This is a genomic window from Mycobacterium sp. NPDC050551 (assembly GCF_040674075.1).
Classification (GTDB): Bacteria; Actinomycetota; Actinomycetes; order Mycobacteriales; family Mycobacteriaceae; genus Mycobacterium.
Map to the genome: position 1 here is coordinate 110,698 of NZ_JBFARC010000001.1, position 25,150 is coordinate 135,847.

Genomic DNA, 25,150 nt, shown 5'->3' on the forward strand with positions numbered 1-25,150 from the left:
CCTAACCGGCGGCCCCGAAGCTGGCTTTCGCGGCGGCCAGCAGCTGCGGCGGATAGTCGGCGAACCGCAGCGCCCACGCCAGCGCGGCGTCGTAGACGTGGTCGGGGGCCACCAGCTCGTCGATCAGCCCCAGTGCGTGCGCTTCGGGCGCGCCGACGAACCGGCCGCTGAACACCAGGTCCTTGGCCCTGCTCTCGCCCACCGCGCGGGTCAGCCGGGCGGCGGCGGACGGATCGGGTGACCGGCCGCCCAGGATCTCCGTCGACCCGAACTTCGCGTTGTCCCCGCTGACCCGCCAGTCCGCGGCGAGCGCCAATGTCAGGCCACTGCCCAGCGCATAGCCGGTGATCGCGGCGACCGTCGGCTTCGGCAGCGCGGCCAGCGCGTCGATGGCCTCCCGGGCGGTGCGGGCGGCCGCGGCGGCCTCGTCCGGGTCGAGGGTGCGCAGTTCGGGGATGTCGTCCCCGGCGCAGAAGATCTCGTGGCCGCCGAAGACGATGACCGCGAGCACGTCGTCGCGGGCGCCTGCGTCGGCCGCCGCGGCAGCGATCTCCCGGTACATCTGCCGGGTCAGTGCGTTGGTCGGTGGCCGGGACAGCCACAGCGTCGCGACGCCCGGCCGGTCGTCAGCCGGGCCGTTCTCCGGGCCACTGAGGACGACGTCGACGAACTCCCCCATGTTCAGTCGCCGCTGTAGCCCTGCGGGGCACGGTGGTCCCGGGCGGCGTTGTAGCGGTCGCTGTCGAAGAACTCGATCTCCCAGTTGCCGTCGCGGGCGGCCAGGTGCGGCTCGACGGCCTCGATCCTGCGCTCCACCGCCAGCACCTCGGCGACGGTGTGGCCGGCCAGCGAGTCGAGCTGCGTCCACGTCGGCGGCAGCAGGAACGTGCGCCCTGCGGCGAAGTCGTCCAGCGCCTCGGCGGGGGTGATCCAGCCGGCCTGGTCGGTCTCGGTGTTGTCGCCGTCGGCGCGCTGACCCTGCGGGATCGCGCCCACGAAGAAGTAGGTGTCGTAGCGGCGGGTGCGCTCCTCCTTCGGCGTCACCCAGTTCGCCCACGGGCGCAGCAGGTCGGCCCGCAGCACGAGCTTCTCGGACTTCAGGAATTCGGCGAAGGACAGCGATCTGTCGACCAGCGCCTGCCGCTGCGCCCGGTACACCGAGGCGTCGTCGACCAGCACATCGGGATCGTCGGCGGCGCCCGCGAACAGCACGCCGGACTCCTCGAACGTCTCGCGGGCCGCGGCGCACACCAGCGCTCCGGCCAGGTCGGTGTCCACGCCGAGCCGGCCGGCCCACCAGGCCGGCTCGGGGCCGGCCCAGGCGATGTCGGCATTGCGGTCACGCTCGTCGACGCCACCGCCGGGGAACACCATCACCCCGGCCACGAAGTCCATCGCCGAGTGCCTGCGCATCAGGAACACCTCGATGGGTTCGCCCTGGCGCCCGTCACGGATCAGCATCACTGTCGCCGCGGGGCGCGGCACCAGCGGATCGGGGGACCCCTCGGTCATGCACGCCTCCTGTGTGCCGCACGACTGCGGGTCCGCCGCGCGAAGTAGCGGCCGTCGACGTTCTCCAGAGCGATCGACTGGCCGAACGCCGTCGACAGATTCTCGGCGGTGAGCACGTCGGTCAACAGGCCCGAGGCGACCACGCGGCCCTCCGACAGGATCAGGCCATGGCTGAACCCGCGGGGCACCTCCTCGACATGGTGGGTGACCAGCACCATGGCTGGGGCGTCGGAGTCGGCGGCGAGATCCTCCAGCCGCGCCACCAGTTCCTCGCGCCCGCCGAGGTCCAACCCGGCCGCCGGCTCGTCGAGCAGCAGCAGTTCGGGGTCGGTCATCATCGATCGCGCGATGAGCACCCGCTTGCGCTCCCCTTCGGACAGCGTTCCGTAGAGGCGTTCGGCGAGATGCTCGGCGCCGACGCTCTCCAGCATGTCGACCGCTTGGGCATAGTCGACGTCCTCGTAGCGCTCTCGCCAGCGCCCCAGCACCGCGTAACCGGCCGACACCACCAGGTCGCGAACCACCTCGTCATCCGGAACCCGTTGCGACAGTGCTGAACTGCTCAATCCGACCCGTGAGCGCAGCTCGGCCATGTCGGCCCGGCCGAGCCGTTCGCCCAGCACGAAGGCGGTGCCGCTCGAGGGATACTCCATGGCGGCCGCGATCCGCAGCAGCGACGTCTTGCCTGCACCGTTCGGCCCGATGACGACCCAGCGTTCATCGAGTTCCACCGCCCAGGTGACGGGTCCGACGAGCGTCCGGCCGCCGCGCCGCAGCGTCACCCGGGCGAAATCGATCAGCAGGTCGGGGTCGGCCGTGTCAGCTGCGGTGTCTTCTTCCGGCACTCGCCCATCGTAGTGTTGCGCCGCCGCTGCAACGCCGGCCGCCTCGCGGCGATTCGCCCGTCGGAATCATCGGCGACGACCACCGGAGCCCAGCCGCTGACGGCGAGGAGCCGTTTCGGCGTCAGCCACACGAACATCTGCACCAGCGGCCCGATGCCGAACGCATAGACGACGGTGCCGACACCGACGGTGCCGCCGAGCAGCCAGCCGACCGTCAGCACCGTGATCTCGATCGCGGTGCGGACCAGGCGTACGGACCGGCCGGTGCGCGCGACCAGCCCGGTCATCAGCCCGTCCCGGGGTCCCGCTCCGAGACCTGCACCGACGTAGAGGACCGTGCTGAACGCGTTGAACACGACGGCGGTCACCATCCAGCCGATCCGGACCGGCATCGACACCGGCGCAGGCAGGACGGCGAGGGCCGCGTCGACGGTGACCGCGATGACGATCACGTTGGCCACGGTGCCCACGCCCGGGCGGTTGCGCAGCGGGATCCAGGCCAGCAGCACGGCCACGCCGACCACCGCGGTGGCGAGGCCGAACGACATCCCGGTGTGGCCGGCCAGGCCCTGGTGGAACACGTCCCACGGATCGAGGCCGAGGCCGGCCCGCACCATCAGGGCCATCGAGAACCCGTAACCCAGCAGCCCGGCGAGGAGTGCGGCGCCGCGCAGCGACGCCGTGCGGACTCGCGTCATGCGTGGTCGGGAAAGCGGATGCGGATGGCGTCCAGTTCGCTGCGCATGCGTCGAAGATCTGAGTCCAGTTCGGCCGAGGTGGACCCCACTGGCCGGTATGAGAACAGATCTGAGAGGCGATACGCCAGTTTTGATATCCAGTTCGAAGCCATACGTCGATAGTGGCCTCGAGTGGCTTGCTATCCAATAGCCAGTTGGGCCATACTGGCTGCAAATGAGCATCGATACGGTGTCCCGCGCGCTCGACGAGGAGCTACTGGCCCGCGAGTTGGGCAACTGGCGTACGTCGAGCCGCAGCGGACCGGCGTACCAGGGTCTGGCCGACGGGATCCGGATGCTCATCGTCGACGGCAGGCTGCCCGTCGGCGCCCGGCTGCCGAGCGAGCGGGCGCTGGCCGACGCGCTGCGGGTCTCGCGCACCACCGTCACCGCCGCCTACGCCCAACTCCGCGACGATGACTACCTCGTCGCCCGCCGCGGCGCGCGCAGCACCACGGCGCTCCCGGTCTCCGCCACCCCCGTGCCCACCGCGGTGGAGGCGTTCACGACGCCAGGGGGCTCGGTGAACCTCGCCAACGCCGCCCTTGCCGCTCCCGCGACGGCGGTGCTCGACGCGTTCACCGCCGCTACCCGGCAGATCACGCCCTATCTGGATGACATCGGCATCGAACTGACCGGTGTGCTGTCCCTGCGCGAGGCGATCGCCGAACGCTACTGCGCCCGGGGGCTGCCCACCGAGCCCGACGAGATCATGGTCACGACGGGAACGCTGCACGCGTTCGGGCTGATACTGGCGACCTACACCCAACCGGGCGACCGCGTGCTGGTGGACCAGCCGACCTATCACGGCGCGATCGCGGCGATCACCACCGCGGGCGGCCGCCCCGTGCCGGTGTCCCTCACCGAGGACGGCTGGGATCTCGGAGCGATGCACGCGGCGATCCGGCAGCTGGCGCCGAGCCTGGCCTACCTGGTGCCCGACAACCACAACCCGACCGGGCTCACCATGCCGGCCGCCCATCGCCGTGAGCTCGCCGACCTGATCGCCGACGCCCGGACCCGCACCGTCATCGACGAGACGATGACGGAGGTGTGGATCGACGAGCCCGTCCCCGCTCCTGTCGCGAGCCATCTGAACCGGCGGCGCGATCTGGTGTTGACCCTCGGTTCGATGTCGAAGTCGTTCTGGGGCGGCCTGCGCATCGGCTGGATCCGCGCCGAGCGCAGCACCCTGGCCACCGTCGCGGCGCTGCGGCCGTCGATCGACATGGGCACGCCGATCTTCGAACAACTGGCCGCGGCGGAGCTGCTCCGGGTGGCCGACGACGTGCTGCCGGAACGGCGCGAGCTGCTGCGCACCCGGCGGGCGCTGATGTTGTCGCTGCTCGAGGAGCACCTACCGGATTGGCGGCCGTGCCAGGGCGGTGGCGGCCTGGCGCTGTGGGTGCGGCTGCCCGCCCCCATGAGTTCGGCCCTGTCGGCGGCCGCATCTCGGATGGGGCTCGACGTGCCGCCCGGACCGCGGTTCGGTGTCGACGGCACCCTGGAGCGGTTCGTCCGGATCCCCTACACACTGCCGCCGGATCAGATGGCCGACGCGGTGCGCCTGCTCGCCAGGGCCTGGCGCAGCGTCACCGGCTCCACCGGACCCGAACCCCAGGCCCTGGTGGTCTAGTCGTCGAGGATCTCCACGCGGCGGACCATGCCGTCGACCGCGTCGGCGGCCTCGATCTCGCCGCGGGTGACGCCCAGGATGAAGAGCACGGTGTCCAGGTAGGGATGGCTCAGCGACGCGTCGGCGACCTCGCGGAGCGCGGGTTTGGCGTTGAACGCCACGCCAAGGCCCGCAGCGGCGAGCATGTCGATGTCGTTGGCGCCGTCGCCCACGGCCACCGTCTGCTCCATCGGAACACCGACCTGCTGCGCGAAATCTCTTAGGGCTCTTGCCTTTCCGGGCCGGTCGACGACCTGGCCGACGACCCGGCCGGTCAGCTTGCCGTCGACGATCTCCAGTTCGTTGGCCGCGACGTAGTCGAGCATCAATTCGTGCGCCAGCGGTTCGATCACCTGGCGGAAACCGCCCGACACCACACCGCAGTGGTAGCCGAGCCGGCGCAGCGTGCGGATCGTAGTGCGGGCGCCCGGGGTGAGCTCCAGCTGTTCGGCGACCTCGTCGAGCACCTCGGCGGGCAGACCGGCCAGCGTCGCCACCCGGCGGTGCAGCGACTCCGCGAAGTCCAGTTCGCCCCGCATCGCCGCCTCGGTGACCTCGGCGACGGCGGCCAGCGCGCCGGCCCGGTCGGCGAGCATCTCGATGACCTCACCCTGGATGAGCGTCGAGTCGACGTCGAACACGATCAGCCGCTTGGCGCGCCGGGAGATGCTGTAGTCCTCCAGCGCGAGGTCGACCTGCTCGTCGGCGGACACCCGCGCCAGCGCCGACTGCACGTGCTTGGCGAGCACCGCCGAAGGTACCGACACCCCCAGCTCGAGCCCGGTGACCGGGTAGTCCGAGATGCCGCGGATGAAGTCGATGTTCACCCCGAGGAACGCCAGCTCGCGGGCCAGCGCGTTGAACGCACCGGCGGTGAACGGCCGTCCCAGGGCGACGATGGTGTGCGTCGACAGGTGCCGCATCACCGGCGACTTCCCACTGGGTTCGACGGTCACCTCGAGACCCAGCCGGTGGATCACCTCGGTCACCTCGGCGCGCAGCGCGTCGCCGCCGCCGACGGCCGGGGGCGCCGACAGGAGCACACCGAGGGTGAGCCTGCCGCTGATGACCACCTGTTCGACGTTGAGCAATTCGACGTTGTGCCGCGAGAGCACCTCGAACAACGCCGACGTGACGCCCGGCTGATCCACTCCGGTGACGGTGATCAGCACCGACACCTTGTCTGCTGCGTTCATCCCCTGATGTCGCAGCAGTCCATCAACTGGACGCGTCGATCGGTGTGGGCTCGTCTGCGTGGTGGTCGCGGCCGACGTGCGCCTCGGCACGCATCCGCTCGACCATGTGCGGGTAGTGCAGCTCGAACGCCGGGCGCTCGGACCGGATCCGGGGCAGCTCGGTGAAGTTGTGCCGCGGCGGCGGGCAGCTCGTCGCCCACTCCAGCGAGTTGCCGTAACCCCAGGGGTCGTCGACGGTCACCGGTTCGCCGTAGCGCCAGCTCTTGAAGACGTTCCAGACGAACGGCAGCGTCGAGATGCCGAGGATGAACGCCCCGATGGTCGACACGATGTTGAGCGTGGTGAAGCCGTCCGACGGCAGGTAGTCGGCGTAGCGGCGCGGCATGCCCTCGTCGCCCACCCAGTGCTGCACCAGGAAGGTGGCGTGGAAGCCGATGAAGGTCAGCCAGAAGTGCAGCTTGCCCAGCCGTTCGTCGAGCAGCCGGCCCGTCATCTTCGGGAACCAGAAGTAGATGCCGGCATACGTGGCGAACACGATGGTGCCGAACAGCACGTAGTGGAAGTGCGCGATGACGAAGTAGCTGTCGGTGACGTGGAAGTCGATGGGCGGGCTGGCCAGCAGCACGCCGGACAGGCCACCCAGCAGGAACGTCACCAGGAAGCCGACCGAGAACAACATCGGTGTCTCGAACGTCAACTGGCCTTTCCACATCGTGCCTATCCAGTTGAAGAACTTGATACCGGTGGGCACGGCTATGAGGAAGGTCATGAAGGAGAAGAACGGCAGCAGCACCGCGCCGGTGGCGTACATGTGGTGCGCCCACACCGCGACCGAGAGCGCGGCGATGGCCAGCGTCGCGTAGATCAGCGTGGTGTAGCCGAAGATCGGCTTACGGGAGAACACCGGGAAGATCTCGGTCACGATCCCGAAGAACGGCAGCGCGATGATGTACACCTCGGGGTGACCGAAGAACCAGAAGAGGTGTTGCCACAGCAGCACGCCACCGTTGGCCGGGTCGTAGACGTGGGCGCCGAGGTGACGGTCGGCGGCCAGGCCGAACAGCGCCGCGGTGAGCAGCGGGAAGGCCAGCAGCACCAGGATCGACGTCACCAGGATGTTCCAGGTGAAGATCGGCATCCGGAACATGGTCATGCCGGGGGCGCGCATGCAGACCACCGTGGTGATCATGTTGACGCCGCCGAGGATGGTGCCCAGACCGCCGACGGCCAGGCCCATGATCCAGAGGTCGCCGCCCGCGCCCGGTGAGTGGATGGCGTCGGTCAGCGGCGAGTACGCGGTCCAGCCGAAGTCGGCCGCGCCGCCGGGGGTGATGAAGCCGGCGATCGCGATCAGCGCGCCGAACAGGAACAGCCAGAACGAGAAGGCGTTGAGCCGCGGGAACGCCACGTCGGGCGCGCCGATCTGCAGCGGCAGCACCAGGTTGGCGAAGCCGAACACGATGGGCGTGGCGTAGAACAGCAGCATCACCGTGCCGTGCATGGTGAACAGCTGGTTGTACTGCTCGTTGGACAGGAACTGCAGGCCCGGGACCGCGAGTTCGGTGCGCATGAACAGCGCCATCAACCCGCCGATGAAGAAGAACACGAAGCAGGCGACGCAGTACATGATGCCGATCAGCTTGTGATCGGTGGTGGTGATCAGCTTGTAGATCAGGTTGCCCTTGGGGCCCAGCCGCTCCGGGAAGGGGCGCCGAGCCTCGAGTTCTCCGATTGGGGGCGCTTCGGCTACCAAGAGATCCTCCAAAGGTCCTGCGCGGGGCGGGCCCCGCGTGTTTCGTTCTGAATCTTATCGCTCCGCGGGGGCCGGGTCAGCCTGGGTCCTACAAACTGTCGTAATTCGGCCTGGATCGGTGGTCCGACCGCTGGACGGGCGGTTCTCCGGCTGGATGTTACCGTCGGCCACGTGCTGATCAGCGGACCGCGGATGCGCTTGTGCGCCGCGGCATCGGCCGTGGTCACGGCGGTCGCGGTGACCTCGTGCGGGGCTTCGGGCGATCCGGGCGGCGCCCCGCAGGCGGCGTCGTCGGTGGTGACCAGCACGACGAGCATCGCCGGCGCCGGTGTCCTGGGAAACGAACGCAGGCCCGACGAGTCCTGTGCCGCCGAACCGGCGCGGCTCGACCCGGGGCCGCGCGAGCGCCCCGTCCGTCACGCCGTCGGCGAGACGCAGGTGCCCGCGGACCCGCAACGCATCGTGGTGCTCTCCGGTGACCAGCTCGACGCGCTGTGCGCGCTCGGGCTGCAGGGCCGCATCGTCGCCGCCGCATTGCCGGACGGTTCGTCAGACCAGCCGTCCTACCTGGGCCGCGTGGTGCACGAGGTGCCGAAGGCCGGCAGCCGCAGCGATCCCGACCTGGCGGCGATCGAAGCAGCCCGCCCCGACCTCATCCTCGGTTCGCAGGCCCTCACCCCGCAGGCCTACCCCGCGCTGGCAGCCATCGCACCCACCGTGTTCACCGGTCCGCCCGGTGTGGACTGGAAGGCCAACCTGCGCACGGTCGGCGCGGCCACCGGCCGCTTCGACGCCTCGGGGGGCCTGATCGACGGCTTCGACGAGGCCGCCCGCAGGACCGGAGCCGAGAACGACGCCGCACACTTCCAGGCCTCGGTCGCGCAGCTGACCGACACCACGCTGCGTGTCTACGGCGTGGACGACTTCGCGGGCAGCGTGCTCGCCGAGGTGGGGCTCGATCGCCCTGCCGCACAGCGCTTCACCGACAGGCCCTATGTCGAGGTGGGCACCGACGACTCCCCCGACTACGCCGCCGCCGACGGTGACATCGTCTACCTGTCCTTCGCGTCGGCCGGCGCGCGTGAGCGTGCCGCCGAGGTGCTCGACAGTGACGCCTGGCGCGCGCTGTCGGCCACCAGGGACCATCGCGTGTTCACGGTCAACAACGAGATCTGGCACACCGGGCAGGGCATCGTCGCGGCGCGCGGCATCCTGGCCGACCTGCGCCAGGTGAACGCTCCGATCAACTGACCCCGCGCGCGATCAGGCTGTCGAGTTCGCTTGCGGCGGAATCGTTCTCGGCGTCGACGCGGTCCCGGTTGCGTCGGATGTCGGCTTCCAGGGTGGCGGCCCGGTCCTGTAGCGCCACCAGCTGATCGACGGTGCGGGCGCGCACCTCGCCCTCCGGGCCCGCGTCGCGCAGCACTTCGAGTTGCTCGGCGATGCGGGCCTGGCCGGCGAAGGCCTCGTCGCGCTCTTCGACCATCCGCTCACGCTCGCCCTCCAGCCGGCGGGCCGTCTCCCAGTGCCCCAGCACCCCGCTGAGCTCCCGGAACGTCGACTCGTCGAGCAGCCTGCGCGACAGCCATTCGCCGAGCTGGTCGGGCGAGAGCCGGTCGTAGCCGGCGCTGACCTCTGTCCGGTAGGACTCGAGCACCGTCAGTTCCGCATGCCCGTGCGCGGGCACGTCGATCCTGAACCGGTGGTGGGTGGCGGTCTGCTCGACCGGCGTGACCGCGCCGTCCAGTTGGTATCCGGTGCGTCGGCGCAGCTCGACCCACAGCTCGACCGCGGTGTCGCCGTCGTTGTCGGCGCGCCACACGTGCTGCTCGTCACGACGCTGCTCCTCGATCAGCCCCTCCCGGCCGAGCCGCACCTTCGTCGTCACCGTCCGGTAGCTGGTGGACTTCGCGCAACGCACCGCGAGGTCCTTGGCGAACGTCAGCCGCAGCTGGGCGCCGCGGGCGGTGTAGGGCAGCATCGCCTCCCCGGCGTAACTGCCGTCGTCGTACACCACGGCGGCGCCCTCCTCGAGCACCACTCCGGTGGTGTTGGTGAACACCAGCACGATGTCGGGCGCCGAGCCCGACCCGTCGCGCCAGACCCGCTCCCGGCGGGCGTCCTCGAGCCGGGTGGTCACCATCGGGACCATCGCCGACCCGCCGCGCGCCAACGTGACCGGCGCGGTCAGCCGGTACTCGAAATGCTCACCGCGGTCGCCGGTTTCGGAGTAGTCGGCGTCCTCGGCCCCGTCGGCATAGGCCATCTCCCGCGCCATCATGGCCCTCACGGGCATCGGAGCGCCGCTCGGCGCGGGCGCTGAGGCGAGGCGATCCTCCTCCTCGACCACCGTCCGCCGCACCCACTTGCCGTGGTAGAGGTCGATGTCGAAGGACACCGGCTGGCCGGTGGTGAGGGTCAGTGCCACGTCGGTCAGTTCCTCGTCGACGGGGTTGTGCACGATCGCCAGCCCGAGCAGCGTGACCGCCGCACCGTCGCACATCAATCGGTAGGACACCCGCCACACCGGTGCCGGCACCACGTAGGAGACCCGCACGTCGTCGGCGGCGCCGTCGAGGCGGACCGCCACGGTGCGCTGCTCTCCGGCCGTCGCGGCGCGCGACCGCTCCACCAGGTAGCCCAGGTCGTCTCGGGAGGGTTCCTCGACCAGGTCGATGCCGCGGACCCCGGTGAGGTCGACCAGGCGCAACGCGCCCTCACCGGTCCGCAGCACCAGCAGTCGCTGCGGCGGGGCGGTGCCGCCGTCGGTCTCGTCCACGCCGATCACCTCGCCCCGGTGCGCGCCGCCCTCCGCGGTCACCTCGACGGTGCGGCCGCGCACGGCCTCGAGCAGGCCGGACAACGCCGCACCGGGCGTGAGCAGCAGGTTGCGGTCGGCCAGCAACGCGTCGGCATCGCTGGGCGTCTCGAATCCGACACCCCCGAAGGCGGCCGTCCCGCCGGCGACGCCGACCGCCAACGACTTCAGCACGTCGTTCATGTCGCCCCGGCGGAACGACAGCTCGAACGATCCGGCGGCCGGGCCGCTGCGCTCCAGGTAGGCCACGCCGTGCTTGTACATCACCAGGCGGGTGACCCGCGGTCGCTGATTCACCAGCCGATTCTACCGAAATACGTTGGCTGACATGGCTTTATCGCGAAGTGAAGAGATCGAGTAGTGTCGTCGGCGTGTTTCACGTCCTCACGTCGACCTACCTGCAGCCTCTCGACGTCATCGACAAGACCAGACCCGCGCACCTCGCATGGCTCGAAGCGGAGGTCGGGGCCGGCCGCCTGGTGCTGGCGGGCCGGCAGGAATCGCAGGCGGGCGGGGTGCTCATCACCGGCGACATCAGCCACCAGGAGGCCGAGGCCGTGATGGCCGACGACCCCTATCTGCAGGCCGGCGTGGTGTCGTACACGCGGCTGTCGTTCAACGGCGCCTACCGCGCACCCGGCCTGTAGGGGATATCTCACATCCAGGCCGGGAGTAATCGATCCGCAGGCCTTCGTTGTTCCCGATTGCATTCAAAAATCGACGAGCACTGAAGAGGACTGCATGACCACCGTCTCTGCCTACGCCGCGACCTCGGCCACCGAGCCGCTGACCAGGACCACCGTCACCCGCCGGCCGGTCGGACCGCACGACGTCGCGTTCGACATCCACTTCGCCGGCATCTGTCACTCCGACATCCACACCGTGCGCGCCGAATGGGGCAGCGTGAAGTATCCGATCGTGCCCGGCCACGAGATCGCCGGTGTGGTCACCGAGGTGGGGTCCGAGGTGACGAAGTACCAGGTCGGCGACCGCGTTGGTGTCGGCTGCTTCGTCGACTCCTGCCGCGAATGCCCCGAGTGCCGCGCCGGCGACGAGCAGTACTGCACGGGCGGCGGCATGGTCGGCACCTACAACGGTGTGGGCCGCGACGGCGAGCCGACGCAGGGCGGGTACAGCGGTGCGATCGTCGTCGACGAGAACTACGTGCTGCGCATCCCCGAGAACATCGCTCTGGACGAGGCGGCGCCGCTGCTGTGCGCCGGGATCACCACCTACTCCCCGCTGCGGCACTGGGGCGCCGGGCCGGGCAAGTCCGTCGCGGTCATCGGCCTCGGCGGCCTGGGGCACCTGGCGGTGAAGCTGGCCGTCGCGATGGGCGCCGAGGTGACGGTGCTGAGCCAGTCGCTGAAGAAGATGGAGGACGGGCTGCGCCTCGGCGCGCGCGACTACCGGGCGACCAGCGACCGCAACACGTTCAAGGAGCTGGCGGGATCGTTCGACCTGATCATCAACACCGTATCGGCGAACCTGAACCTGGCCGACTACCTCAAACTGCTCAAGCTCGACGGCACCCTGGTCGAGCTCGGGATGCCGGAGAACCCGATGGCGGTTCCGGCGGGTGCGCTGATCTTCGGGCGGCGCAGCATCTCCGGTTCGCTGATCGGCGGGATCCGCGAGACCCAGGAGATGCTCGACTTCTGCGCCGAGCACGACGTGCGCCCCGAGATCGAGGTGGTCGCGCCGGAGTACGTCAACGAGGCCTACGAGCGGGTGCTGGCCAGCGACGTGCGGTACCGGTTCGTCATCGACACCTCGTCACTGCGTTAGACGACCGACGACAACGGCCGGAGCGGATGTCCGCTCCGGCCGTTGCCGTGTCTTCGAGGGGTCAGACGCCCAGCGTGCGCTGGATGTCGCCCTTCATCGCATTGAGCTGCGAACCCCAGTAGCCCCAGCCGTGCGTGCCGTTGGCCGGGAAGTTGAAGGTCGCGTTGCTGCCACCGTCAGCCGTATAGGCCTCCTGGAACGCCCGGTTGCTGTCCTGGGTGATGCTCTCCAGCAGCTGACCGGGGATGTCACCGCCGCCACCGAGGTCACCCGGCCTGCCGTTGCCGGTGTACACCCAGATCCGGGTGCCGTTGGCCGCCAGCCGGCCCGCCTGCAGCGTCGGGTCGTTGCGCTGCCAGGCCGGCCCGCCGCCCGGTCCCCACATCGCCGTGGCGTCGAAGCCGCCGGCGTCACGCATCGAGAAACCGACCAGCGTCGGCCAGATGCCCTGGGACAGGTTGAGGAATCCCGAGAGCGAACCCGCGTACGAGAACTGACCCGGGTGGTAGGCGGCCAGGATCAGCGCCGAGCTACCCGACATCGACAGCCCGACCACGGCATTGCCGCTGGGCGAGATGCCCTTGTTGGCCGAGAGGTAAGCGGGCAGTTCGGACGTCAGGAACGTCTCCCACTGGTAGCTCTGTGTCCTGCCGTTGCCGACGGCCGGGCTCTGCCAGTTGGTGTAGAAGCTCGACATGCCGCCGACCGGCATGACCACCGACAGGCCGGACTGGTAGTAGTTCTCGAACGCGGCGGTCTCGATGTCCCAGCCGCTGTTGTCGTCGCGGGCACGCAGCCCGTCGAGCAGATAGACCGCCTTGGACCCGCCGCCCTGGAACTTCACCGGGATGTCGCGGCCCATGGCCGCAGACGGCACCATCAGCGTCTCGACCGGCAGACCCGGCCTCGAGTAGGCCGCCGCAGTGGCCGCTCCGCCGGCGACGGCGACCAGTCCCGGCAGCATGAGCGCCGCCAGTACGCCCGCCGCGAGGCGGCGGACCGATCGGGGTAGTGATGTCATCTCTCATCGCTCCATCTGAATTTGTGCCGCGGTGCGCGGCATGTCACAGGAACCCGCGGACCCGGACCGCAGAAGGCGTACCCGGGTCGAGATGCCGCTGCTTGGCATCCCCCGCGTTCTGAAAGTCCAGCAACCGAGGTTTCGGCGCTGACATGGACTTTGTCGCCCTGCGGTACCCCGCTGTTACGGCGCCAACCCTGATCGGGGGCCCGACGTCACCGATACGTCACCGGCGGGCACCGCCGTGATGGAGCTACTTCTTGCGCTGACTCTCGGCGTACTCCTCGGGCCGGTTCTTCTTCATCCACGCCCGCATCGGCCAGAACAGCAGCCACAGCACCGGATAGACCGTGACGTAGAAGAGGCCGTAGCACGCGAGCCCGAACAGCACGCCGACCACCCAGGCCGGGTAGACGATCACCAAACAGAACTGGATGAACTGCTTGAGCACCACCGGGTACCCGTCGGCCGAGCTCCACACCGCTTTCGGACTCATGGCGTGCACCATCTCCCGCCAGGTCGACTTCTTGTCCTCGGCGGCCGCGGCCTGCACCGGCTGACCGGGTTCCTGGGGTGTGGCCAACGGGTCGATGCTCATGGTCACCGTCTTCCTGTGAGGTACCTGCGAACGCAGCTGTACGGCAGAGCCGTTGCATTCGCGGTGCGCAAACTAGTCTTCACATGTTGGAGTTCGATTGGACGACTTCCGGGGAGCTCGCGTCGGACTCCCCCGGCCGCGAACGGACGGTGTCGCTTGGACTTCCTGCTGCTGGGGCCGCTGACCGTGCTGCGCGACGGCGAACCCCGGCCTCTGGGCGGCCTGCGGCAGCGAGCGGTTCTGGCCGCGTTGCTCCTCAATGCCGGCCGCGAGGTCGAGATCGACCGGCTGATCGACCATGTCTGGCATGACGCCGCGCCACGGAAACCGGTGCTGTCGCTCCGTGCCTACATCGCCAACCTGCGCCGGATCCTCGGCGCGGACCTCGGCCTGAGCACCGGCACCAGCGCCTACTGCCTCCACGTCGGAGATCACCGGATCGATGCCAGGGACTTCGAGAGCCTGATCGAGCGGGGGCGGCGCCAACTCGACAGCGGAGACGCCGCGGGCTCGGCGCGGACGCTGGAGCAGGCACTCGGGCTCTGGCGGGGCACGCCCCTGTCGGATCTGCGCAACGAGGTCTTCGTGCAGCAGGAGGTGCACCGCCTCGAGACGCTGCGGGCCGACGCCGTGGAGGCCCGGTTCGAGGCGGAGCTCCGACTCGGTCACGCCGAGGCATCGATCGCGGGCCTGGCACTCGAAGTCGCCGCGAATCCCATGCGGGAGTCCCTCTCGGGTCTGCTGATGGTGGCGCTGTACCGCGTCGGCAGGCGTTCGGAAGCACTTCGCGCCTACGCGCAGTTGACCGACGTACTCCGCGAGGAGCTCGGCGTCCGGCCGGGCCTGCCGCTGCAGCGCCTCGCCCAGCAGATCCGCGACGAGTCCCCCGAGCTCGACTGGCGGCCCGCCGGTGCCGCCCGGGTGCCTGCGCCGGCGAGCGACGCCGGCGAGGGCGCGCTGCACGGACGCTCCGCGGAACTCGGTCGTCTTCGCGCCGCGCTGACCGCCGCGGCCGCGGGCCGGGGCAGCATCGCCGTGCTCACCGGCGACAGCGGTGTCGGCAAGACGGCCTTGGCGACCGAACTCGCCAGTGCCGCAGACGAACTCGGAATGTCGGTGACATGGGCCGGACATGCGGGCGATGTGGTGCGGCCGCCGATGTGGGCATGGAACGAGGTGATCGGGCAGTCGAGTGCGGCTCCGGACGACTCCGGCGCACACGTCGAATACGACCTCGCGCAGGCCACCGCGAAGGCCGTTGCCGTGCAGTCGAAGACATCGCCCGCCATCGTCGTGCTCGACGACCTGCACAGGGCCGACGGGCTCACCTGCGACGTGCTCGAGCTGCTGTCCGATGGCGTGCACCGGCTGCCCCTGCTGATCGTCGCCACCTGGCAGGCCGGTGGCGACGAGCGCCCGCTGCGCGCAGACGCCTTCGACCGGCTGTTGAGCCGGGCCCACATCACCACGCTCACCTTGCGCGGCATCGACGTCGAGGCGACCGGCGCGCTGATCAACGAGCTGTCGGGAATCCAGCCGACCCCCGAGTTCACCGCGGCGGTGTGCAGCCGCACCGGCGGAAATCCGTTCTACATCGGTGAGCTGATCCGGCTGCTTGACGACAGCGGGCGCCTACACGCCTCCACCCGGGCGATCGACGGTGACGACGTCCCCGGCGCCGTCTCCGGCATCGTCCGCAGGCGGATGGCCGACCTGCCCGCCGCCACCCGCACGGTGCTCACCGCGGCGGCCGTCACGGGGATGGAGTTCCCGGTCGCCCGGTTGGCGTCGGCCCTGCACGTGGACGCGCATGCTGCGGCGGCCGACCTCGAGCCGGCACTGGCCGCCGGTCTGCTGCAGGATTCCGCCGACCAGTTCGGTTCCTACCGCTTCAGCCACGGGCTGGTGCGCGACGCGATCGCGTCGCAGATCGCCGGGGTGGCCCGCGCCCGACTCCACGCCGACCTGGCACGGGCCTACTCGGCGACGTCGGCCGGCCTCACGCCGCAGGAAACGGCGGACGGCGCGCTGCACGCCTGGCGTGCGGGTGACGCGCTCGACCCGCACATCGCGCTCACGCTGATCGACGCGGCGCGGCGCGATGCGTGGACGAGGTCGACGTATGCCGAAGTGGCCGAACTGGACCGGCGGGCCCTGGCGGTGTGCGGCCGGCTGCCCGCCGATCCGCGACGCACCGCCCGCGAGACCGATCTGCGGATGCAGCTGGCCTCTGTCGAGGCCGTGGTGAACGGTCAGAGTTCGATGGGGGTGCTCGAGGAGTTGCGACGCTCGTCGGAGACGGACGCCGACGCCGAGCAGTTCACCGTGGCGGTGGCGATGGGCTGCCTGGAGGCGTGCGGGTCCGGGCGCTATCACGAGGCGCGGGTGCTCTCCGACGGGCTGATCGCCTATCACGGCTCGACCGGTGACGGGCTGGCCGCATCGGCCGGGTATTACACCCGGGCACTCGCCCAGTTCATGCGCGGGCAGCTCGACTCCTGCGTGGACACCTTGGAACGGCTGCGCGAGCAGTCGACCGACTGGGAACGGTACGGGGCGCTGGCCTCGTTCGACGTCATCGCCTACGGCGTCGGGTGCCACGCCTACGCGCTGCGCGGCGACCTGGATGCGGCCGAGTCGGCGATCGCGCACGGGGTGGCATTGGGCAGCGCGCGCAACGACGGCTTCGGCACGGTGGTCGTCCGCACCGCGGCGGTCCAGCTGTCCGCGATGCTCGGCGATGCCGACGGGCTGGCGCAGCGCGCGGACCGGGTTCTCGGCGAACTCACCGATCTCGGTGTCGAGCAGTTCATTCCGGGCGCCCGACTCATCCGCGGGTGGGCACTCGCGACGGGCCCGGACGGCGTCGACACCACCGACGACATGCGCGACGCGATCGCCGCGCATGCACAGGGCGGCCGGCGGATCTTCTCGCCGCTGTACTACGCACTGCTCTCCGACGTCGAGGCCGTGTACCGGGATCGCGCGAGCGCGGTGGCCGCGCTGGATGCGGCGGAACGCATCTCGACGGCCACCGGTGAGCGGGTGTGGGACGCGATGCTGTCCGCGCGCCGCCTCACGCTGCGCGCCACCGTCTAGCGCCTCTCGGCTCGGTCGACTGCACGCCCCCTTGACTCGACGCCCGGTCGCTGCCAGAGTTCCTGATCGATCGATCAGTTTTTCGTCGCTCGCAGAACTGCGGCGGCGCCAACCGGAGGTGAAGACATGGGTGACCGCGTAGCAGGCAAGGTCGCATTCGTCACGGGAGCGGCCCGGGGCCAGGGCCGCAGCCACGCCCTGAGACTCGCCCAGGAAGGCGCCGACATCATCGCGGTCGACGTCTGCGGGCCGGTCAGCAGCAACAGCGTGATCCCGCCGTCCACACCGGACGACCTGGCCGAGACCGCCGATCTGATCAAGGGGCAGAACCGCCGCATCGTCACCGCCGAGGTCGACGTCCGCGACTACGACGCCCTGAAGGCCGCCGTGGACAGCGGTGTCGAACAACTCGGGCGCCTGGACATCATCGTCGCCAACGCAGGCATCGGCAACGGCGGCCAGACGCTGGACAAGACCAGCGAGCGGGACTGGCAGGACATGATCGACGTCAACCTGTCGGGGGTGTGGAAGACGGTCAAGGCCGGTGTCCCGCACATCCTCTCGGGTGGGCGCGGCGGCTCGATCGTGCTCACCAGCTCGGTCGGTGGCCTCAAGGCCTATCCGCACACCGGCCACTACATCGCCGCGAAACACGGTGTGGTCGGCCTGATGCGCACCTTCGCGGTCGAGTTGGGCGAGCATTCGATCCGGGTCAACTCCGTGCACCCGACCAACGTCAACACCCCGATGTTCATGAACGAGGGAACGATGCGGCTCTTCCGCCCCGACCTCGCAGATCCCGGCCCGGACGACATGGCTGTCGTCGCCAGGATGATGCACGTGCTGCCCGTCGGATGGGTCGAGCCCGAGGACATCAGCAACGCCGTGCTGTTCCTCGCCTCCGACGAGGCGCGTTACGTGACCGGGCTTCCCGTGACGGTGGACGCGGGCAGCATGCTGAAGTGACGTGTCACCGGGTCCTCTTGACCGACGGAGCGTCCGCGTCGTACCGGACGAGAAAGCGCTCGAGGAACGCGCGCATCTGATCGTGCCCGTCGGTGACACCGATGGCGGTCTCGTTGCACAGGCTGCGCGCCATCTGCGCCACCAACATCGAGACGACGACCGGCGGATAGTCGTCGAGGTCCACGCCGTGCGTGCGCAATGCGACGGTCACCGCCGCGGTCTCGATGTCGCGCACGCGCTCGGCATAGGCCTTCAGTTCGGCGCCGATCACCTTGCGGTGGTTGGCCATCGCCATGAACTCGGTGTTGAGCCCGGTGCGGCGGGGATCGGAGTTGATCGCCCACAGCGCTCGCAGGGGGTTGTCTTCGGTGAGCGCCTTGCGCATCTCCGCCAGGGACATCTCGGCTCCGGCCCGCAACACCGCCAGGAACAGATCGTCCATCGTGTCGAAGTAGTAGTAGACCAGCGCCGGCTTCACACCGGCCACGGCGGCGACCCGCCGCGAGGTCGCCGCGGCATAGCCCTCGTCGCGCATGATTTGAGCGGCGGCGTCGATCAGGCGCAGCCGCGCGCCGGCGTCCTTCGCCTTCGGCTTCCTCGGGGCAGCCATCTCAGCAGTCTCCACGATCCGTTGTCGCCTCGGGCGATTCGCCGTCGGCGGCCCGTGTCTTGACCACCGTAATCGACGCGTGGTATCCATGACCAGTCACTGAATTTGATCGATCGATCAGTTTTTGGAGGGCATCGCCGATGTCTGCGTCACTCCGACGTGTCCGCGTCGACCCACGGCTGTGCGAGGGGCACGCGCTCTGCATCGACCTCGCACCCGAGGTGTTCGACCTCGGCGACGACGAGGTCGCCCGCTGCGACGACCGGCCGGCGGACTCGTCGTGGGCCACGGTGCAGGCCGCGGTGGATGCCTGTCCGCGTGGCGCGATCAGCGTTGTGTACGAGCAGCATTCATCGAGCGACCCGACCGGAAGGACGGCGACGGCATGACCGATCTGGCTTCAGTGGACTACTTCACCGATCCGGCGACCGCCCAGGATCCCTACGGCTATCTGGAGTGGCTGCGCAGCCATGGTCCGGTGTACCGGGAACCGCACCACGGTGTGGTCGCCGTGACGGGGTACGCGGAGGTGATGGCGGCGTTCAAGGACTTCGATTCCTTCTCCGCGGTCAATGCGATCGGCGGCCCGTTTCCGCCGCTGCCGTTCGAGCCCGAGGGTGACGACATCACCGAACAGATCGAGGCGCACCGCCACGAGTTCCCGATCTTCGAACACATGGTGGTGATGGACCCGCCCGCACACGAACGGGCCCGGTCGCTGCTGAGCAGGCTGCTGACACCGCGGCGACTCCAAGAGAACGAGGAGTTCATGTGGCGGTTGGTCGACGACCAGCTCGACGAGTTCATCGCCAACGGCCGATGCGAGTTCCTCTCCGAATACGCCCGCCCCTTCGCGACTCTCGCGATCACGGACCTGCTCGGCGTGCCGGCCGAGGACCGCGCCGAGTTCCGCCGCGCGCTGGGCGCCGAGAAGCCGGCTGGTAACCGGGTGGGTGCGCTCGACGGTGAGCCGGTGGGCCTGAATCCGCTGGAGTACCTCGACGACAAGTTCTGCGGATACATCTCCGAGCGGCGGCGCGAACCCCGCGGAGACGTGCTCAGCGGCATGGCGTGTGCGACCTACCCCGACGGATCGGTTCCGGAAGTGCTCGAGGTCGCGAAACCGGCCACCTTCCTGTTCGCGGCAGGCCAGGAGACCGTCACGAAGTTGTTGAGCGCGGCCGTGCAGACCCTCGGAGATCGCCCGGAGTTCCAGCAGATCCTGCGCGAGCACCGTGAGTTGATACCGGCGTTCGTCGAGGAGTCCCTTCGCCTGGAGAGTCCGACCAAGGTGGACTTCCGGCTGGCCCGTAAGACGACGACGTTGGCGGGGGTGCACATCCCGGCCGGCACCGTGCTGATGCTCTGCCTCGGCGCGGCGAACCGGGATCCACGGAAGTTCGACGAGCCGCACGAATTCCGGCTGGACCGCAGGAACGTTCGCGAACACATCGCGTTCGGACGGGGGATCCACACCTGCGCAGGCGCTCCCCTGGCCCGCGTCGAGGGACGCATCACCGTGCACCGGCTCCTCGACCGGATGCGGGACATCACCATCAGCGAGTCCGACCACGGTCCCGCCGACGGCCGTCGCTACGGCTACGAGCCGACGTTCCTGCTGCGCGGGCTCACCGAACTGCACATCGAGTTCAGCCAGGCGACCTGATCAGTGCCGGTCGCCGATCGCGAACGCGCGTCGCAACACCTCGAGCTGGCTGAGGTGGAAGCGTTGCGCCACTGACGTCTTCGGTGCCACCGCATCGAATCCGTGGAACGCGCCGGGCACCACTTCCAATTCGCACCGCACGCCGGCACGCCGCAACCGGCTCGCGTACCGCACGGCTTCGTCGTGCAGGATGTCCAACGTCCCCACGCCGATCCACGCCGGCGGCAGGCCGGTGAGGTCGTCGCGGCGGGCCGGTACGGCGGTGACCGGGTCGGCGTCGCCCAGATAAGACTGCCAGCCGAACAGGTTGCTCTGGCGGCTCCACATCCGCCGGTGTCTGCGGTGCGGATCCGGCCGCCGAGCGCTGCGGTCGTCCAGCATGGGATAGCGCAGGATCTGAGCCGCCAGCGCGATCTCCGCACGATCATGGGCCAGCTGCGCGAGCGCCGCGGCCAGGCCGCCTCCGGCACTCGCACCGGCGACGGCGATGCGCGTGCGGTCGACCGCGTGGTGCCCGGCCAGCCAGGCCAGCGCCGCGTAACAGTCGGTCAGCGGGACGGGGTACGGGTGTTCCGGTGCGAGCCGGTAACCGACGGCCGCGACCGTGGCACCGAGTTCGCGGGACAGCCGCCGGCACAGTCCGTCGTCCATTCCCGGGTGACCGAGCACGAATCCGCCGCCGTGGATCCAGAGCAGTCCGGGAGTGCCACGTCCCGGCGGGTCACCCGGGGGCCGGTGAACGCGGACGCTGATGCCGGACGGCAACCGCACGGTCTGCACCCCGTCAGCACCGGACGACCGGCGGCTTCCCGGCATCCGGCGGAACACCCTGGCCGTCAACGGGGTCACCAGCGTGCGCGGCAGAAGCCGTGCGACGCGGCGTAACTCGGGATGAAACGGGTCGGCTCCGGCCACCCTCAACCCATGCCGATACGGATGTTCTTCACCTGCATGAACTCGTGGAGGCCGTCGACGCCACCGGTGCGGCCGAACCCGCTCTTCTTGTAGCCGCCATAGGGCCCCTGCGGGGAGATGATGCTCAGCTGATTGATCCACACCGATCCCGCCTCCAGCCGCCGTGCGACGCGATGGGCGCGGGCGAGGTCACGGGTGTGGACGAACGCATTCAGCCCGTACGGGGTGTCGTTGGCGAGGTGCAGCGCCTCGGCTTCGTCGTGGAATCGGATGACCGACACCACCGGACCGAACGTCTCGGTCTGTGCGAGTGCCGAGGAGTTGTCGACGGCGCCGAAGACGGTCGGTTCGATGTAGTAACCCGGCGCGAGGCCGCCACCGAGCCGGCTGCCGCCGAGCAGCAGCTCCCCCGACTTCTGCGCCACCGCATCGCCGATGACGCCGAGGATGCGGTCGGCTGAGCCGGCGCTGATCACCGGGCCGAAGAACACCGTCGGGTCCATCGGGTCGCCGATCTTGGCCGCGGCGACCGTGGCGAGAAACCTCTCGAGGAACGCGTCGTACACCGCGTCGTGGACCAGCACGCGGCTCGCGCACGCACAGCTCTGGCCGGACTGCATCAGCGGTCCCTGATGGGCCGCCATCGCCGCGGCCTGATCGAGGTCGGCGTCATCGAACACCAAGTTCGCCGACTTCCCTCCCAGTTCGGCCACCACCGGTGTCAGGTTCGCCGCGGCGGCGACCAGCACCCGGCGTGCCGTGGCGTCGCCTCCGGTGAAATGCACCTTGCGAATGCCGGGATGGCGGACGAGTGCCTCCCCACCCTCGGCACCGGCCGGGACGACGTTGACCAGACCCGGCGGCAGGCCCGCCTCGATGCACAGTTCGCCGAACCGCAACGCGGCCATCGGTGCGAGCTCGGAAGGCTTGAGCACCACGGCGTTTCCTGCGGCCAGTGCGGGCGCCACACACGACGCGGCGACCGCCAGCGCACCGTTCCACGGGGTGATCACCGCGACGACGCCGTAGGGCTCCCGCTCGATGAGATTGACATCGAACGACCCGTTGACCGGCGAACTGGTGCCGTGCGGCTTGTCGGCGTAGCCGGCGAAGTGACGGATGAACCACTCGAGCATCACCGCGGTGCCGGCGAAGGAGACCGGCACCGCATAGTCGTGCACGTTGAGCAGTGCGAGTTCCTCGAGGTGGTCGCGCACGACGTCGGCCAGGTCGACCATGACGTCGCGGCGCCGGTCCACGGTCAACGACATCCAGGCTCGGTGCGCCTCCCAGGCGGAGGCGACGGCGCGGTCCATCTCGGCCGCGCCGGCAAGGGTGATGGTGGCATTGGGCGCACCGGTGGCGGGGTAGATGTGCTCGTGGCGGCCGCCGGAGGACGCCGTGACGGGTTCGCCGTCGATCAGCAGCCCGCTGGGCAGCGACAGTGCGGTGCTCACTGCTGCACGCTCCCTTCAGTCCGCCACTCCTCGAGCACCCGCTCCTTCTGTCGTCCGATCTCGTCGTTGAGTTGGGAGGCCTTCGCCCAGCCGTAGTACGCGGCGAAATGGAGTGCCAATTCATCCATTTCGGTGAACGAGATGTCTCGGCTCTTCAAAGCGGCGTAGACGTGGCTGAGGATCGGATACGGCGCGTCCTGGAACGCCACACAGGCGACGGTGACGAAGCGACGTTCCCTCATGCCCAGTCCCGGGCGCTGCCACATCTCGCCGAACACGAAGTTGAGGATGCCCGCGCCGGAGTACGGGTTGTCACGCGTGGGCACATAAGGCACACAGTTGACGTCGCGGAAGGCCTGTTCACCGCTCGCGAGGCGGTCCTCCGGGTCGCTCGGTGTCACCAGCGGCAGCAGCGGGTCCGATTCCGGCGTCTGCAGTCCGCGCTCGCGGTGGATGCGTTCCCACTGCTCGTCGACGATCATGTTGAACCGCGAGGCCTTCGGCCAGCCGCTGTAGACGGCGAAATGCAGCACGGTCTCCCGCATCTCGGTGATCGTCAGATCACCGCTGTTGAGCGCGGCGTAGACGTGGTCGCGTAACGGGCCCTCGGCGTCGGCGGCGGCGACGCAGGGCAGCGTGACGAACCGCCGGTTGCGGCGGCTGAGTCCCGGCCGGTCCCAGACTTCGCCGAAGACGAAGTCGACCAGGCCGATGGATGCGGGCGTCATGTCCTCGGGGGCGCTGAAGGTCATCACGTCGGAGAACGCATGCCGCCCGCGGGTCGAGCGCTCGGTGCCCGTCGTCGTCATCAGATGTCTCCACTCATCGCAGGGTGACGCCCGCGTCGACCTTGAACTCGAGGCCGGTCACGTAGCGGGATTCGTCGGAAGCCAGGAACAGCACCGCGTTGCTGATGTCGATCGCCTCGGCCATCACGATCGGCATGGCGTTGAGGAAGATCGGCACGAGATCGGGCCGCGCCTCGGCGAGCAGGCCGTGCAGCGACGCAGGCTGCATGCCCGTCTCCACTCCGGTCGGGTGCACGGTGTTCACCCGGATGTTCTGTGCGGCAAGCTCGTTGGCGAGCGCTCGGCTCAATCCCACCACGCCGTGCTTGGACGCCGTGTACGGCGTGTGCAGCGGCGTGCCCTTCAGCCCAGCCGCCGAGCTGATGTTGATCAGGCTGCCGCCACGGTCGATCAGATGCGGCAGCGCGGCAGCACACGTGTTCCACGTTCCGATCAGATTCACGTCGACGACGGTGCGCCACTGCTCGGGCGTGGTGGTGTCCCAGGTGCCCACGGTCAGCACGCCCGCGTTGGCCACCGATGCGTCCAGTCCGCCGAGTTCGGTGACGCCGTCCGCCACAGCGGCAGCCAGGGCAGCGGCGTCGCGCACGTCGACGACGTGGGTCACCGCACGCCTACCGTGCTTTCCGACCAGTCGCGCGGTCTCCTCGAGGTCGTCGCGGGTCGCCAGCGGATATTCGACGTCGGGCAGCGACGCGCAGATGTCGACGAGGATGAGGTCGGCGCCTTCCTCGGCCAGTCGCACCGCGTGGCTGCGGCCCATGCCGCGGGCCGCGCCGGTGACCAGGACCCGCTTGCCCGCGACCCGTCCGGGTGATGACGTCATCCCGGCCTACAGCTTGTTGCAGAAGCCGGCGTCCACGGGGAACGTGACCCCGGTGACGTACTTGGCCGCATCCGACACCAGATAGGCGATCGCCGCGCTGATGTCCTCGGGTTCGAGCAGTCCGACCGGCATCGGGTTCTGCAGGTGCGGGCCCCCTCCCGGATAGTTCTCCAGGAACGACGTCATCGCCGGGTTCACGGCCATCATCGTGTTCACCGCAGTCGGATGCACTGTGTTGACCCGGATGCTCTCGGCGGCAAGCGCATTGGACAGCGTTCGCATCAGTCCCACGATCCCGTGCTTCGATGCGGCGTACGCCAGGCCGCCGCCCTGCAGACCGCCGAAGCCGCGAAGGCCCGCGGTGGAACTGGTGAACACGATCGCCCCGCCCCGGCCGCCGGCGATCAGATGCGGAATCGCCGCTTTCGCGGTGTGGAAGGCGCCCACCAGGTTGACGTCGAGCACATCGGTCCACTGCTCGAGTTCTTCCTCGATGGTCAGTTCCCGGAACGCCATCGTGGCGATACCCGCGTTGGCGCAGACGATGTCGAGGCGACCGAAATGCTGCACGCCGGCGGAGAGCGCGGCGTCGACGGCGGCGTAGTCCCGGACGTCGGCGACCGACCCGAGCATCTTGCCCCCGGCACGCTCGACGAGCGCGATGGTCTCGTCGAGTTCTTCGCGGCTGGCCATGGGGTAGCCGTTCGACGCGATGTCGGCGCAGATGTCGACACCGATGATGTCGGCGCCGTCGGCCGCGAGGCGCACAGCGTGACTGCGCCCTTGACCACGGGCGACTCCGGTGATGAATGCGACCTTGCCGTCCAGAGAACCCATGTATCCGCTCCATTGCGCCGGT

Annotated in this window: 23 protein-coding genes; 8 read left to right on the plus strand and 15 right to left on the minus strand. The window is 69.5% G+C overall.

The window, feature by feature from the left end:
* Nucleotide 1: 1 nt before the first annotated feature.
* The 4 genes from AB0K11_RS00590 to AB0K11_RS00605 are packed head-to-tail and all read right to left on the minus strand — an operon-like array spanning nucleotide 2 to nucleotide 3,055.
* Nucleotides 2–679: an enoyl-CoA hydratase gene (locus AB0K11_RS00590; protein WP_364971424.1), complete on the minus strand. Its 678-nt coding sequence runs from the start codon at nucleotides 677–679 to the stop codon at nucleotides 2–4.
* A 2-nt stretch (nucleotides 680–681) separates the two neighbouring features.
* Nucleotides 682–1,512 (minus strand): NUDIX hydrolase, encoded by an 831-nt coding sequence (locus tag AB0K11_RS00595; protein WP_364971425.1) that lies wholly within the window; start codon nucleotides 1,510–1,512, stop codon nucleotides 682–684.
* Nucleotides 1,509–2,357: an ABC transporter ATP-binding protein gene (locus AB0K11_RS00600; protein ID WP_364971426.1), complete on the minus strand. Its 849-nt coding sequence runs from the start codon at nucleotides 2,355–2,357 to the stop codon at nucleotides 1,509–1,511. The genes AB0K11_RS00595 and AB0K11_RS00600 overlap by 4 nt, the downstream gene beginning before the upstream one ends.
* Complete coding sequence (locus AB0K11_RS00605) at nucleotides 2,309–3,055, minus strand: hypothetical protein (RefSeq protein ID WP_364971427.1); 747 nt, start codon at nucleotides 3,053–3,055, stop codon at nucleotides 2,309–2,311. Before AB0K11_RS00605 ends, AB0K11_RS00600 begins: the two co-directional genes overlap by 49 nt.
* 214 nt (nucleotides 3,056–3,269) lie before the next feature.
* Here AB0K11_RS00605 and AB0K11_RS00610 point away from each other — a divergent pair, with 214 nt between their 5' ends.
* The gene (locus AB0K11_RS00610) at nucleotides 3,270–4,730 is read left to right on the plus strand and encodes a PLP-dependent aminotransferase family protein (RefSeq protein ID WP_364971428.1); all 1,461 of its coding nucleotides are present in this window, start codon (nucleotides 3,270–3,272) and stop codon (nucleotides 4,728–4,730) included.
* Here AB0K11_RS00610 and serB read toward each other — a convergent pair.
* Entirely contained in the window at nucleotides 4,727–5,965 is a 1,239-nt protein-coding gene (gene serB, locus AB0K11_RS00615; RefSeq protein WP_364971429.1) for a phosphoserine phosphatase SerB, read from the minus strand. The genes AB0K11_RS00610 and serB overlap by 4 nt on opposite strands.
* A 22-nt stretch (nucleotides 5,966–5,987) precedes the next feature.
* Nucleotides 5,988–7,718: a cytochrome c oxidase subunit I gene (gene ctaD, locus AB0K11_RS00620; protein ID WP_364973598.1), complete on the minus strand. Its 1,731-nt coding sequence runs from the start codon at nucleotides 7,716–7,718 to the stop codon at nucleotides 5,988–5,990.
* A 171-nt stretch (nucleotides 7,719–7,889) separates the two neighbouring features.
* Here ctaD and AB0K11_RS00625 point away from each other — a divergent pair, with 171 nt between their 5' ends.
* On the plus strand, nucleotides 7,890–8,969 hold the full coding sequence (locus AB0K11_RS00625; protein WP_364971430.1) for an iron-siderophore ABC transporter substrate-binding protein: 1,080 nt from the start codon (nucleotides 7,890–7,892) through the stop codon (nucleotides 8,967–8,969).
* Here AB0K11_RS00625 and AB0K11_RS00630 read toward each other — a convergent pair.
* A complete protein-coding gene (locus tag AB0K11_RS00630) occupies nucleotides 8,962–10,833 on the minus strand; it encodes a hypothetical protein (protein ID WP_364971431.1) in 1,872 nt (623 codons plus the stop codon). The two genes, AB0K11_RS00625 and AB0K11_RS00630, sit on opposite strands and share 8 nt — an antisense overlap.
* A gap of 74 nt (nucleotides 10,834–10,907) precedes the next feature.
* Here AB0K11_RS00630 and AB0K11_RS00635 point away from each other — a divergent pair, with 74 nt between their 5' ends.
* A complete protein-coding gene (locus AB0K11_RS00635; RefSeq protein WP_364971432.1) occupies nucleotides 10,908–11,183 on the plus strand; it encodes a YciI family protein in 276 nt (91 codons plus the stop codon).
* 94 nt (nucleotides 11,184–11,277) lie between these two features.
* Nucleotides 11,278–12,324 (plus strand): NAD(P)-dependent alcohol dehydrogenase, encoded by a 1,047-nt coding sequence (locus AB0K11_RS00640; protein WP_364971433.1) that lies wholly within the window; start codon nucleotides 11,278–11,280, stop codon nucleotides 12,322–12,324.
* A gap of 61 nt (nucleotides 12,325–12,385) precedes the next feature.
* On the opposite strand, the gene AB0K11_RS00645 is transcribed toward AB0K11_RS00640, so the two are convergent.
* Both AB0K11_RS00645 and AB0K11_RS00650 read right to left on the minus strand, forming a co-directional pair.
* Nucleotides 12,386–13,345 (minus strand): alpha/beta hydrolase family protein, encoded by a 960-nt coding sequence (locus AB0K11_RS00645; RefSeq protein ID WP_364971434.1) that lies wholly within the window; start codon nucleotides 13,343–13,345, stop codon nucleotides 12,386–12,388.
* Nucleotides 13,346–13,598: 253 nt separating this feature from the next.
* Entirely contained in the window at nucleotides 13,599–13,943 is a 345-nt protein-coding gene (locus AB0K11_RS00650; protein WP_364971435.1) for a hypothetical protein, read from the minus strand.
* A 156-nt stretch (nucleotides 13,944–14,099) separates the two neighbouring features.
* On the opposite strand from AB0K11_RS00650, the gene AB0K11_RS00655 reads away from it, so the two are divergent.
* Both AB0K11_RS00655 and AB0K11_RS00660 read left to right on the plus strand, forming a co-directional pair.
* Entirely contained in the window at nucleotides 14,100–17,042 is a 2,943-nt protein-coding gene (locus AB0K11_RS00655) for a BTAD domain-containing putative transcriptional regulator (RefSeq protein ID WP_364971436.1), read from the plus strand.
* Nucleotides 17,043–17,168: 126 nt separating this feature from the next.
* Complete coding sequence (locus AB0K11_RS00660; protein ID WP_364971437.1) at nucleotides 17,169–18,008, plus strand: mycofactocin-coupled SDR family oxidoreductase; 840 nt, start codon at nucleotides 17,169–17,171, stop codon at nucleotides 18,006–18,008.
* Between the two features lie 4 nt (nucleotides 18,009–18,012).
* Here the strand turns inward: AB0K11_RS00660 and AB0K11_RS00665 are convergent, their stop codons facing one another.
* Nucleotides 18,013–18,618: a helix-turn-helix domain-containing protein gene (locus tag AB0K11_RS00665; RefSeq protein WP_364971438.1), complete on the minus strand. Its 606-nt coding sequence runs from the start codon at nucleotides 18,616–18,618 to the stop codon at nucleotides 18,013–18,015.
* 140 nt (nucleotides 18,619–18,758) lie between these two features.
* Here AB0K11_RS00665 and AB0K11_RS00670 point away from each other — a divergent pair, with 140 nt between their 5' ends.
* On the plus strand, nucleotides 18,759–19,007 hold the full coding sequence (locus AB0K11_RS00670) for a ferredoxin (protein ID WP_364971439.1): 249 nt from the start codon (nucleotides 18,759–18,761) through the stop codon (nucleotides 19,005–19,007).
* A complete protein-coding gene (locus AB0K11_RS00675; RefSeq protein WP_364971440.1) occupies nucleotides 19,004–20,284 on the plus strand; it encodes a cytochrome P450 in 1,281 nt (426 codons plus the stop codon). The genes AB0K11_RS00670 and AB0K11_RS00675 overlap by 4 nt, the downstream gene beginning before the upstream one ends.
* Here AB0K11_RS00675 and AB0K11_RS00680 read toward each other — a convergent pair whose 3' ends face one another.
* From AB0K11_RS00680 to AB0K11_RS00700, 5 genes are read right to left on the minus strand one after another with little or no spacing between them, the layout of a single operon-like run.
* Entirely contained in the window at nucleotides 20,285–21,199 is a 915-nt protein-coding gene (locus AB0K11_RS00680) for an alpha/beta hydrolase (protein ID WP_364971441.1), read from the minus strand. It abuts the gene before it with no gap.
* A gap of 2 nt (nucleotides 21,200–21,201) precedes the next feature.
* The gene (locus AB0K11_RS00685; protein WP_364971442.1) at nucleotides 21,202–22,656 is read right to left on the minus strand and encodes an aldehyde dehydrogenase family protein; all 1,455 of its coding nucleotides are present in this window, start codon (nucleotides 22,654–22,656) and stop codon (nucleotides 21,202–21,204) included.
* Nucleotides 22,653–23,465 (minus strand): carboxymuconolactone decarboxylase family protein, encoded by an 813-nt coding sequence (locus tag AB0K11_RS00690; protein WP_364971443.1) that lies wholly within the window; start codon nucleotides 23,463–23,465, stop codon nucleotides 22,653–22,655. The genes AB0K11_RS00685 and AB0K11_RS00690 overlap by 4 nt, the downstream gene beginning before the upstream one ends.
* Nucleotides 23,466–23,478: 13 nt before the next feature.
* Nucleotides 23,479–24,291 (minus strand): mycofactocin-coupled SDR family oxidoreductase, encoded by an 813-nt coding sequence (locus AB0K11_RS00695; RefSeq protein ID WP_364971444.1) that lies wholly within the window; start codon nucleotides 24,289–24,291, stop codon nucleotides 23,479–23,481.
* A gap of 6 nt (nucleotides 24,292–24,297) precedes the next feature.
* A complete protein-coding gene (locus AB0K11_RS00700; protein WP_364971445.1) occupies nucleotides 24,298–25,128 on the minus strand; it encodes a mycofactocin-coupled SDR family oxidoreductase in 831 nt (276 codons plus the stop codon).
* Nucleotides 25,129–25,150 lie beyond the last annotated feature (22 nt).